Genomic DNA, 10,588 nt, shown 5'->3' with positions numbered 1-10,588 from the left:
CATATTCACCAGACCTTAACCCCATTGAGCACAAATGGGCACAAGCCAAAGCAATCAGAAAACAACAAAACCAAACCGTTGAGCAACTCTTTAAAATTGAATCATTTTATGTGGCGTAGGCTATATTTGAACCGCCGGGGACGTGTAACCGTACTGTCATAACTTTTTCCGGTTTTTCTGTGCATGGCTACCAGGATAAACGGATTGCTGCTGTGTCACGAGCATTTGCCCACCAGGGTTTTCGTGTCATTACGCCGTGTGTTTCGGATATAGACCGGTTATTGATTCACCCTGCTACGATAGACAAATTTGCTGCTCTGATTCAGGCGGTTTATGCTGATCGGATGCTCAATCCTTCCGGGCAGCCCATAGGAATTTTTGCCGCTTCGTATTCCGGCGGTATTGCCATGCTGGCAGCCTCTCGTGCCGACATCGCACCTTATGTTAACGCTATTTGCCTTGTGGGAGCTTTTACTCATTTTAGAAATGTATTGCAGTTTATCATCGAACAAGAAGAGATCGACGAATATGCGCGCTATATTTTGCTGCGCAACTTTCTTCAGCAAAGCAAGCACCATGATGATGAGATTGTTGAGCTGCTAAATATTGCTATTCAGGATAATGGTTTCAAAAAGGAAAGACCCCTATTGCCAGATCGTTTACAAACAGTCTCTGCTGGTGCAGTCAATTTTTTTATGCAATTGTTGAATAATGCTTCGTTTAGAAGTGAGCTAGCGTACCAGGCTTTTGAAGAAATCAATCAAAGAGAGCGCTGGACCGATTATTTCGCTCTTGAGCACAGACTTGATTATGTGGATTTTTCCGTCAGTCTGATTCACGGGCAAGGTGATCGGGTTATCCCGAGTAATGAATCAGTCCATCTGCATGCATTGTTACAAAGACGTGGTAAAAATAGTCATCTTATCCTCACAAGCCTGCTGGATCATGGTGATCTCAATTTGAGTAAGGATATTTGGCGCGAAACAAATAAACTAGCCGCTGGTTTTGGCTTCTTTATAAATGACTTGCGTGCCGCTCAGCCCCATTGATTTGATGCAGGATGAGAGTGAGTATTTCTATCAGGCTTCGTAATCATAATAGAATATAAAATAGTGCTACCAAGGGATCAACTGACCATCATAGGCGATAAACTTTCCTGAATCTGCTAATGTTATTCTACTCAATACACGCCGCATGCCTGTGACGCTCTGCTCCGTCGAGATCAGCGCATCCCTTCCACCCATATCAGTTTTGACCCAGCCAGGATGTAGCAGGACAGAAATGATGCCGTGCGGCCTCAAATCAATGGCGAGACTCTTGGCAACCATGTTGACTGCAGCTTTACTTGAGCGATAGATATAACTTCCACCTCGCTGATTGTCAGCGATACTGCCCATTTTGCTGGTGATCGTGGTAATCGTTTTTAAATTGCTGCTGCTGATCTGATTGACAAAAGCTTCTGCCATTTTAAGCGGCGCCATGGTATTGATCTGCAAAGTCTGAATCCAGGCAGCGTAGTCGATACTGCCAAATCCACCATCATCAGAAGGTGGATATATACCAGCATTGTTGATCAGCAGATCAATGGTTTCATTAGCCAGTGAACTGGCTAAACGGTCAATTTGTTGATGACTTGCCACATCAAGCGCATAAATTCTGATGTGACCGGGATATTGCGCTGCGAGTCGATTGAGATTTTCTGCTGTAGCAGGATGACGGCAGCAGGCTATGACATGCCAGCCATCTTGGGCATATTGACGGACAAACTCTAATCCAATTCCACGACTTGTACCTGTAATCAAGACTGTTGCCATAGTGTGCTTACTCCTTTACCTAACAAATGAATATATTTGCTTGATTAAAAATTGCGATATAACAATACATATAATCAGTTTGGCAGAATAAAGCAAGGTAGATCATTTAGGGAGGTGCCAAGTAATCACTACAAACGAACGATAATGTTATACTCAAATTTTTAACAGTACTTTTGGAGGTAATTGTGAAAAAAATACTGACACTTCTGACTTTAGCCATGTTTACTTTTGCTTTGCTGCCATTTGACGCGGAAGCAAAACGGATGGGCGGTGGTAAAAGTATCGGAAAACAACGTGAATCCATCAATCAGCAGGCTACACCAAAACCAGCGCAATCCCAATCAGCTGCTCCTGCTTCTGCTACTCCTGCGAGTGGTGCCAGCAAATGGGGTGGTGCGCTAGCAGGCTTGGCGGCCGGTGGCTTACTAGCTGCCCTATTTATGGGAGGTGCGTTTGAAAATATCAATATGGCGGATATTCTGGTACTGATCGCCCTGGCGGCCGTAATATTCTTTATCGTCCGCATGATGCGTAAACCCAGAGCAGACCAGGCGACGCGTCCGATGCAGTTTTCCGGTGCTGCTGCAGATCGTGCTGGCAGTATTCTTACGCCGAACACAATGACACCGCCTAGTACAGGACAATCAGGCACAGTTGCTATCGATAGCAGTGGCGCCACGAACAGCATTCCTGCAGACTTCGAAGTGGAACCCTTCTTGCGTAATGCCAAGCTTTCGTTCATCCGCTTGCAAGCTGCATATGGTGCGCGGAATTTGGATGATATTCGCGAATATACTACGCCTGAAATGTTTGCAGAGCTTAGCGCGCAAATTAACGAGAGTAGCGACAAACCTCAAAAAACTGAGGTGATCTATATTGATGCAAACTTGCTGGATGTCACGGTTACTGACGATATGGCTATTGCTAGCGTGCGCTTTAATGGGCAATTGCGTGAATCAGCCGAGGCGCAGCCGGAGTCATTTGATGAGATTTGGCATGTGCAGAAAGATCTCAAAGATCGTAATGCAGTCTGGTTACTGGCAGGAATTCAGCAACCTTCTTAAGGTAATACTGATTATCCCTGATATTTATTCTGCTAACCCCCGTCTATCTTATTAAAGGGTGGGCGGGCGATATAAAATAGCTATCGATAGAATAGCGCTGACATTTTCTAAGTGGAGGTCGACTATGAGAATCGCTGTTGTTTCGGATATTCACGGTAATTTGCCTGCGCTAGAAGCGGTAGTGGCTCATTTCAAACATCATGGTGTTGATATCGTGATCAATCTCGGTGATAACTTATCGGGTCCATTGCTTCCATTGGAAACTGCACATTTTTTGATGGCGCAAGATTGGATACATCTTGCGGGTAACCATGATCGCCAGTTGCTTGCCCATGGAACCGAGCAGTGCACCGACGTAGATGAATTAGCCTACACTCAATTAACAGCAATGGAGCTGGCATGGCTCAAGACACTCTCCCACAAAGGAAATTTGGGTACTGATATCCTGTTTTGTCATGGCACTCCCGCAAGCGACTCAGAGTATTTCTTGGAAACTGTCGACGTTCACGGTGCCCATATGGCCACCCGCAAGGAAGTGGATGAGCGTCTTGGAACAACACTAGCAAAGCTAGTGCTCTGTGGACATACCCACAAACCGCGTGCTATTCGTGCTTCATCTGGCCAGCTTGTGGTAAATCCGGGCAGTGTTGGACTGCCAGCTTATGATGATGCGACGCCTTATCATCATGTTATTGAAAATGGTACCCCGGATGCCCATTACGCCATACTGGAGCGGATAAAAGATCGTTGGATTGCTTCCCTCATTTCTATTCCTTATGACTATGAGCCTATGGTCAAATTGGCAAATGCACACCAATATCCTGACTGGGCACAGGCGCTGGCAACTGGCTATATGTCATAAATAGCGCGCGATTGAGAAATCTAGATTAGATTTCCTGTTATCACTATGCTTTTTAGCATGGTAAACATCATTTGCGCTGTACCTGTTTTATAATCTCAGCTTTTGTCATTTTGTATCGATGAGTGTTGACCAGCCACTGGCGTGGTATCCTGTCCCTGTCACTGCAGCTACTAATATGCGCTGGTGGTTGTTGCATCGAGATTCGCTGACGCGTTTGATACAACAGCGCTGCCGTAAATTTTCGGTTGATCCAGTATTCCAGGCACTTGCACCCGCATGCGCCGACGAATTGACTATGATGAATTTGCGCCGCAGCGAATTAGCGCTAGTGCGCGAAGTGTATCTTTACTGTGGTGATATCCCCGTGGTATTTGCGCATTCCGTAGTAGCGAGAAAGCACTTACAGGGTGCATGGCGTGGATTGAGTCATTTGGGCAATCGCTCATTAGGGACGATGTTATTCACCAATCCGATGATCAAACGTGCTGAATTTGGTTATAAACAATTGAATAGCCATCATCCGCTTTTTAAGCGCGCTTGTCAGCGACTGCAGACATCGCCAGTTAGTTTTTGGGCACGGCGTTCACTATTCACATTACAGGAACAATCCATTTTGGTAACTGAAATTTTTCTGCCGGCTATTCTGAGGTTAAAAATATGACGAATAATGCGCGGCTTATCGCCTACGCAAAACTGATAAGGCTGGATAAGCCCATCGGTATCTTGCTGCTATTATGGCCTACCTTGTGGGGATTGTGGCTGGCGGCTGGTGGCCTGCCCGATTTGCTGATTCTGGCTATTTTTGTGATGGGTACGGTATTGATGCGTTCTGCAGGGTGCGCGATCAATGATTTTGCTGATCGTCGTATCGATCCCCATGTTGAGCGAACCAGAAACCGTCCACTGGCAACCGGCATGGTCACTCCCAAAGAAGCTGTGTTGCTAGCGGCAGGATTGAGTTTCTGCGCTTTTCTGCTGGTATTGCCGCTGAATCAATTGACGTTGTTGCTTTCAGTGTGCGCACTGTTTCTGGCTGGAACCTATCCATTCACCAAGCGTTTCTTTGTCATGCCGCAAGCGTATCTGGGCATTGCCTTCAGTTTTGGCATACCCATGGCATTTGCTGCACAAATCGGTGAACTGCCCGCTGTCGTCTGGCTGTTGTTAATTGCAAATTTATGCTGGGTCATTGCCTATGATACGGAATATGCGATGGTCGACCGGGCGGATGATCTCAAAATTGGCATCAAAACATCTGCGATTACGCTTGGACGCTTTGACGTAGCCGGTATCATGCTGTGTCACGCTGTTTTTCTAGGCATGATGGCTTATGCTGGTTGGCTGTTGCAGCGGGGTGCGCCTTATTATCTCGCACTGATAGTGGCATTGGGCCTGGTGATATATCAGTACTTCCTGATTCGTGACCGTGATCCGGCACGTTGTTTCAGGGCCTTCCTGCACAATAACTGGGTTGGTGCGATGGTATTTGTCGGGATTGTGCTGGATTCCTTCCTGACAACGAGCTTCTGAATTTTCTATAGCCATGAAATACAAAGATCTGCGCGATTTTCTCACGCAACTGGAAAAGCGGGGAGAATTAAAGCGTGTAACAGTCGAGATTGATTCTTACCTGGAAATGACTGAGATTTGCGATCGCTTGCTCAAAAAAGCTGGACCTGCTGTGCTGTTCGAGAAACCCAAAGGGCATACCATTCCAGTATTGGGCAACTTGTTTGGCACGCCTGAACGGGTGGCGCTGGGAATGGGTCAGGAATCTGTCACTGCGCTACGGGAAGTGGGTCAACTATTGGCTTATCTCAAGGAACCTGAGCCACCCAAAGGTTTAAGAGACGCATGGGAAAAACTGCCCGTGTTGAAGCAGGTACTTAATATGGCACCAAAAGTAGTTTCCAGTGCGGTGTGCCAGGAGATTGTGTGGGAAGGACAGGCAGTCGATCTGGCCCAGTTGCCCATTCAGACCTGTTGGCCAGGGGATGTTGCTCCGTTGATTACCTGGGGACTTACCGTTACACGTGGCCCGCACAAAGTACGGCAGAATCTAGGTATTTACCGGCAGCAAGTGATTGCGCCCAACAAAGTGATCATGCGTTGGCTCGCGCATCGGGGAGGTGCGCTGGATTACCGCGATTTTTGTATGGTCAACCCAGGCCAGCCGTATCCGGTAGCAGTTGCTTTGGGAGCTGATCCGGCAACGATTTTGGGGGCGGTCACACCGGTGCCAGATAGTCTCAGCGAATATCAGTTTGCCGGCTTGTTGCGTGGCGCAAAAACGGAAGTTGTCAAATGCTTAAGCCATGATTTGCAAGTGCCGGCCAGCGCGGAGATCGTGCTGGAAGGATTCATTTATCCCGATGAAACAGCGGTCGAAGGTCCTTATGGTGATCACACAGGGTACTACAATGAACAAGAAACGTTTCCGGTTTTGACTATCGAGCGCATTACCCTGCGTCGCAATCCAATTTACCATTCCACTTACACCGGTAAGCCGCCTGATGAGCCTGCCATTCTGGGCGTAGCGTTGAACGAGGTATTCGTGCCGTTATTACAAAAGCAATTCACCGAGATCGTCGATTTTTATCTGCCACCAGAAGGTTGCTCCTATCGCATGGCGGTGGTCAGTATGAAAAAGCAGTACCCCGGTCATGCTAAACGCGTCATGTTTGGAATATGGAGTTTCCTACGCCAGTTTATGTATACTAAATTCATCATTGTCACAGACGATGATGTCGATATCCGGGACTGGAAAGAAGTCATCTGGGCAATTACGACACGGGTTGATCCGGCGCGGGATACCTTGATTGTGGAAAATACTCCGATCGATTATCTGGATTTTGCGAGTCCCATTTCAGGACTGGGTGGAAAAATGGGATTGGATGCTACCAACAAATGGTCGGGAGAAACGACGCGCGAATGGGGCAGGCCGATCGAGATGGATGCGGCGGTCAAAACGCGTGTCGATCAGCTGTGGAGTAAACTTTCTTTCTAAAATAACGCCTGGCTAATTTATCAGTAGTGAGTAAGAAAGAACCAGTTAAAGTCTATTACAATTCAGCCTGCCCTGTGTGCAAGGCTGGCATAGAAAGCCAGAAAGGCAAGATGACAGGCTGTTCGATTGAATGGAGAGATGTCCACTCGAATACACAACTGGTTACCGAGATTCATGCAGAAATCGAGCAAGTTCGCGAGCGTTTACACGTTGTGGACGAACGTGGCCAGATTCATATCGGCTTTGATGCATTTCTGGTGATCTGGCAGCATTCTCCCCAGGAACAATGGAAGGCAGCGCTATTGGGTCTACCCATCATCAAACAACTGGGGCGGATCGTTTACAATTTATTTGCAGCCTGCCTTTATAGGTGGAATAGGGCAAAAAAACACTGGTAATTTATAGCTAGTGTTTAATTGCAAAAATAAGGCATTTTATTTTCAGAAATAACCATATGTTCTATAAGAATATATTACTAAAAAAGTGCTTGTTGAATTAATGCAATTAAACACTAGCTATAGCACAACCAGCATAATTTTAATTATGCTGCAAAGATGCATATCTATTGGATTTCCGGCGTAAAGTCTTATCTGTTCGAGAGAAGGAAGAGCTTACAATAGCTAAGGTGGCGAATCGGTTTAGCGTTGGTGTGGCAAATGTTATTCGCTGAATCAAGAATGTTGATCACAAACCTCAAGGATTTCACAAATGCAAAATTGATCTTAATGCAATGCGGCAAGATATTCTCGATTATCCTGATGTCTATCAGTACGAGCGTGCTGCCCGTTTAGCAAGCTGAATTTTGTTATTGATGCCCTCAAGAATGCCATTGATCAAACGGGATTCAACAGAGTGAATAATCCCGTTCCAAGGGAGATCACAGTTTTAGCAAAAGTCTGGAAAGCTGGAATTCTGGCTTGATTGACTTCATGGCACTACAATTATGACAGAAAAAACAATATTCTGCTATGGTCCTTATTACAGTAAATACAATGTATTTGGCTAGATATTGAGTACAGATTACCTGCGAAAATTTATCTTATAATTTTTGTCGCTATTAATGAGGAGAAGGGAGTATTGATCAGTATCCGTCTCACTTTGGCCTTATGGATTGCAGCTATCATAATGCTGGCTGACTGCAGCAACCAGAGGAGGGAGAGCATTCCTGTATTGCACTGGTATGTTTTCGATGAACCCTCTGGTGCATTTTCCATGGCAGCTGGCCGTTGCTCTGAGGATTCTCAGCAAGCTTATAAAATAGAATTGGTACCACTGCCTGCTGATACTGATCAACAACGTGAGCAATTAGTACGCAGACTGGCTGCAGGAGACACCGCCATCGATATCATAGGGATGGATGTAATTTGGACTGCAGAATTTGCGCAAGCAGGATGGGTTTTACCCTGGACTGGCAAAGCTGCTGAACAAGCCAAAGCAGGTCGGCTGGATGCACCATTGCAAAGTACAGTCTATCAAAATCAATTATGGGCAGCGCCATTCACAACTAATATTCAATTATTATGGTATCGTACTGATCGAGTCAGCACACCGCCTGCGACCTGGGAGGAAATGATACGACTGGCTGAGTCTCTGGGTGAAACAGGGACCATCCAGGCACAAGGCGAACGCTATGAAGGATTAACGGTATTCTTTACTTCCCTACTGGCCTCAATTGGCGGTTCGGTGCTGGATGTCAGTGGCAAGCAAATCTCGCTGGCGCAACAACCAACCTTGCAGACACTTTCTATGATGGCACGCTTTGCCAATTCAAGTGCCGCTGATCGGGCTTTAGCGACTGCACGGGAAGATCAGGCGCGCCTTGCCTTTGAGTCTGGCAACTCCAGTTTCATGGTCAACTATACCTTTGTCTGGCCTAGCGTCCAAAAAAATGCACCTGAAATTGCTAAACACATAGGCTGGGCACGTTGGCCTTCGATGATGGAAGGCCAACCCAGCCGCTTTACGCTTGGTGGCATTAATCTGGGTGTCAGTGCATATACACCGCACCCTCAGTTAGCGTTCCATGCTGCTGCCTGTCTGGCTGCAGCAAGACATCAACGGATAGCTGCTGAGTTGGGAGGACTGCCACCCACTATCGCTGCTTTGTATGATGAGCCGGAAATTCGTAAGACTTTTCCTTTTGCAGATTTGCTGCGCAGTTCGTTACACGATGCGGCACAGCGTCCCCAAACACCACTGTATAATGATGTTTCCATGGCGATCAGCCGTACTTTGCATCCTATGCGCGATATTGAACCTCAGAAAGATTCTGTCAGGCTACGCGATGCCATCATGCGCGCACTCAATTCAGAGGGTTTGCTTTGAATCAAAAGAAACGCAATGAATGGCGCTTGGGATGGTTATTATGCGCTCCGGCGGTAACTGCTTTGCTTGTGGTGACCGCTTATCCTATCTTATACGCCGTCTGGTTATCATTCTTTCGCTACGATCTGCGTTTTCCTGATCAACGTGCTTTTATTGGTCTGGATAATTATGTCAGTATTTTAACCTCGGAGGTTTGGTGGCATGCGTTAGGTAATACTCTCATGCTGACAATCGGTTCAGTTGCTATCGAATTGCTACTGGGATTTCTCCTCGCTTTAATCATGCACCATACTTTGTTCTGGCGCCGTGCGGTACGCGCCGCGACGCTGATTCCGTATGCGATGATTACTGTGGTCGCCGCATTGGCCTGGAAATTTGCTTTTGATCCCACCACGGGCTTTATTAATGCTTTGCTGGGCCTGGATCAGGCATGGTTGACTGAACGCTGGTCAGCGGTTTTGGTCATTATCCTAACCGAAATTTGGAAAACTACCCCGTTTATGGCATTGTTGTTATTGGCAGGTCTGACCCTCGTACCTTACGATCTAATTCAAGCCGCGCGCGTCGATGGCGCTAATGCTTGGCAACGTTTTATAAAAATCATCGTGCCGATCATGAAGCCAGTCATTCTGGTAGCAGTATTATTTCGCACGCTGGATGCGTTTCGTATTTTTGATACGGTGTTTATACAAACTCGGGGTGCCCAGGATACCGAAACCGTCTCCATGCTGGGTTATAACACACTCATAGTGAGCCTTAATTTAGGCTTGGGCTCAGCAGTTTCAGTATTGATCTTTATTGGCGTACTTCTCATCTCTTTTCTGTTTGTGAAAGGCTTCGGCACACCGCTGACAAAACGAGGAAATACTGATACATGATAAAACACGACATCATGGAGCGGATTTTCTGGGGGATGGGCAGCATCGTGGTTATGGCCTATGCCCTCTTACCCGTGTTATGGATTATGTCTCTATCATTGAAACGTAGCAGCGATCTGAATGATCAGCGGTTTTTTCCACAAACAATCAGTTTTGAACATTACCGTACTATTTTCTCTGATATACAGTTTCCTGCGGCATTATGGAATTCCATTGGTATTGCAGCCATATCGACTTTATTGGCTGTCATAGTAGGGATGTTCGCAGCTTACGCTATTGTCCGATTAGATTTTCCAGGGCGGCGTTTGATTCTTGCTGGGGCTTTGGCTACTGCCATGTTTCCACCCATTGCTATTATCGGACCATTATTCAATATGTGGCGTACAGCAGGATTGTTCGATACCTGGTTGGGCTTGATCCTGCCTTATATGACTTTTACTTTGCCTCTGGCAATTTGGATTTTATCCGCTTTTTTTCGTGAAATTCCCTGGGATCTGGATAAAGCAGCCCGTGTCGATGGCGCTACACCCTTACAAGCCTTTATTTCGGTGATTGCGCCACTAGCTGCACCCGCTGTTTTTCCCTCTGCACTACTGGTGTTGATCTTTGCCTGTGCTGCTTTTTTGTTTGTGGTTTCT

The 10,588-nt window shown here is 46.5% G+C and carries 11 protein-coding genes and 1 pseudogene; 10 read left to right on the top strand and 2 right to left on the bottom strand.

Annotated elements, in window-relative coordinates; translation table 11 throughout:
* The first annotated feature begins 212 nt into the window (after positions 1 to 212).
* Positions 213 to 1,049 carry a hypothetical protein gene (locus tag J5I83_RS06725; protein WP_304054379.1) on the top strand — a complete coding sequence of 279 codons (837 nt, stop codon included), beginning with the start codon at positions 213 to 215 and terminating at the stop codon, positions 1,047 to 1,049.
* Positions 1,050 to 1,115: 66 nt separating this feature from the next.
* Here J5I83_RS06725 and J5I83_RS06720 read toward each other — a convergent pair whose 3' ends face one another.
* Positions 1,116 to 1,814 (bottom strand): SDR family oxidoreductase, encoded by a 699-nt coding sequence (locus J5I83_RS06720; protein WP_304054378.1) that lies wholly within the window; start codon positions 1,812 to 1,814, stop codon positions 1,116 to 1,118.
* Between the two features lie 185 nt (positions 1,815 to 1,999).
* On the opposite strand from J5I83_RS06720, the gene J5I83_RS06715 reads away from it, so the two are divergent.
* The 6 genes from J5I83_RS06715 (at position 2,000) to J5I83_RS06690 (ending at position 7,145) form a co-directional block, all read left to right on the top strand.
* Positions 2,000 to 2,878 carry a Tim44 domain-containing protein gene (locus tag J5I83_RS06715; RefSeq protein WP_304054376.1) on the top strand — a complete coding sequence of 293 codons (879 nt, stop codon included), beginning with the start codon at positions 2,000 to 2,002 and terminating at the stop codon, positions 2,876 to 2,878.
* A 124-nt stretch (positions 2,879 to 3,002) separates the two neighbouring features.
* Positions 3,003 to 3,740 carry a metallophosphoesterase family protein gene (locus J5I83_RS06710; RefSeq protein WP_304054374.1) on the top strand — a complete coding sequence of 246 codons (738 nt, stop codon included), beginning with the start codon at positions 3,003 to 3,005 and terminating at the stop codon, positions 3,738 to 3,740.
* 118 nt (positions 3,741 to 3,858) lie between these two features.
* On the top strand, positions 3,859 to 4,401 hold the full coding sequence (locus J5I83_RS06705) for a chorismate lyase (protein ID WP_304054372.1): 543 nt from the start codon (positions 3,859 to 3,861) through the stop codon (positions 4,399 to 4,401).
* On the top strand, positions 4,398 to 5,270 hold the full coding sequence (gene ubiA, locus J5I83_RS06700; RefSeq protein ID WP_304054371.1) for a 4-hydroxybenzoate octaprenyltransferase: 873 nt from the start codon (positions 4,398 to 4,400) through the stop codon (positions 5,268 to 5,270). Before J5I83_RS06705 ends, ubiA begins: the two co-directional genes overlap by 4 nt.
* A 13-nt stretch (positions 5,271 to 5,283) precedes the next feature.
* Positions 5,284 to 6,747, top strand: coding sequence for a 4-hydroxy-3-polyprenylbenzoate decarboxylase (ubiD, locus tag J5I83_RS06695; RefSeq protein ID WP_304054370.1), 1,464 nt, complete (start codon positions 5,284 to 5,286; stop codon positions 6,745 to 6,747).
* A 26-nt stretch (positions 6,748 to 6,773) separates the two neighbouring features.
* Positions 6,774 to 7,145, top strand: a complete 372-nt coding sequence (locus J5I83_RS06690; RefSeq protein WP_304054368.1) for a DUF393 domain-containing protein — start codon at positions 6,774 to 6,776, stop codon at positions 7,143 to 7,145.
* Positions 7,146 to 7,515: 370 nt separating this feature from the next.
* Here the strand turns inward: J5I83_RS06690 and J5I83_RS06685 are convergent.
* Positions 7,516 to 7,700 (bottom strand): annotated as a pseudogene (locus tag J5I83_RS06685) (transposase); the annotation flags it as partial.
* A 124-nt stretch (positions 7,701 to 7,824) separates the two neighbouring features.
* Between J5I83_RS06685 and J5I83_RS06680 the strand changes: the two are divergent.
* The 3 genes from J5I83_RS06680 to J5I83_RS06670 all read left to right on the top strand — a co-directional run.
* Entirely contained in the window at positions 7,825 to 9,072 is a 1,248-nt protein-coding gene (locus J5I83_RS06680) for an ABC transporter substrate-binding protein (RefSeq protein WP_304054367.1), read from the top strand.
* A complete protein-coding gene (locus J5I83_RS06675; RefSeq protein WP_304054366.1) occupies positions 9,069 to 9,950 on the top strand; it encodes a sugar ABC transporter permease in 882 nt (293 codons plus the stop codon). The genes J5I83_RS06680 and J5I83_RS06675 overlap by 4 nt, the downstream gene beginning before the upstream one ends.
* The coding region (locus J5I83_RS06670; protein WP_304054365.1) for a carbohydrate ABC transporter permease at positions 9,947 to 10,588 on the top strand (642 nt) is incomplete at its 3' end. The genes J5I83_RS06675 and J5I83_RS06670, both read left to right, overlap by 4 nt.

This window comes from Nitrosomonas communis (assembly GCF_024102715.1).
Taxonomy (GTDB): domain Bacteria; phylum Pseudomonadota; class Gammaproteobacteria; order Burkholderiales; family Nitrosomonadaceae; genus Nitrosomonas; species Nitrosomonas communis_B.
The sequence above is the reverse complement of the archived record's forward strand: the minus strand, read 5'-3'. Positions and strand labels throughout refer to the sequence as shown.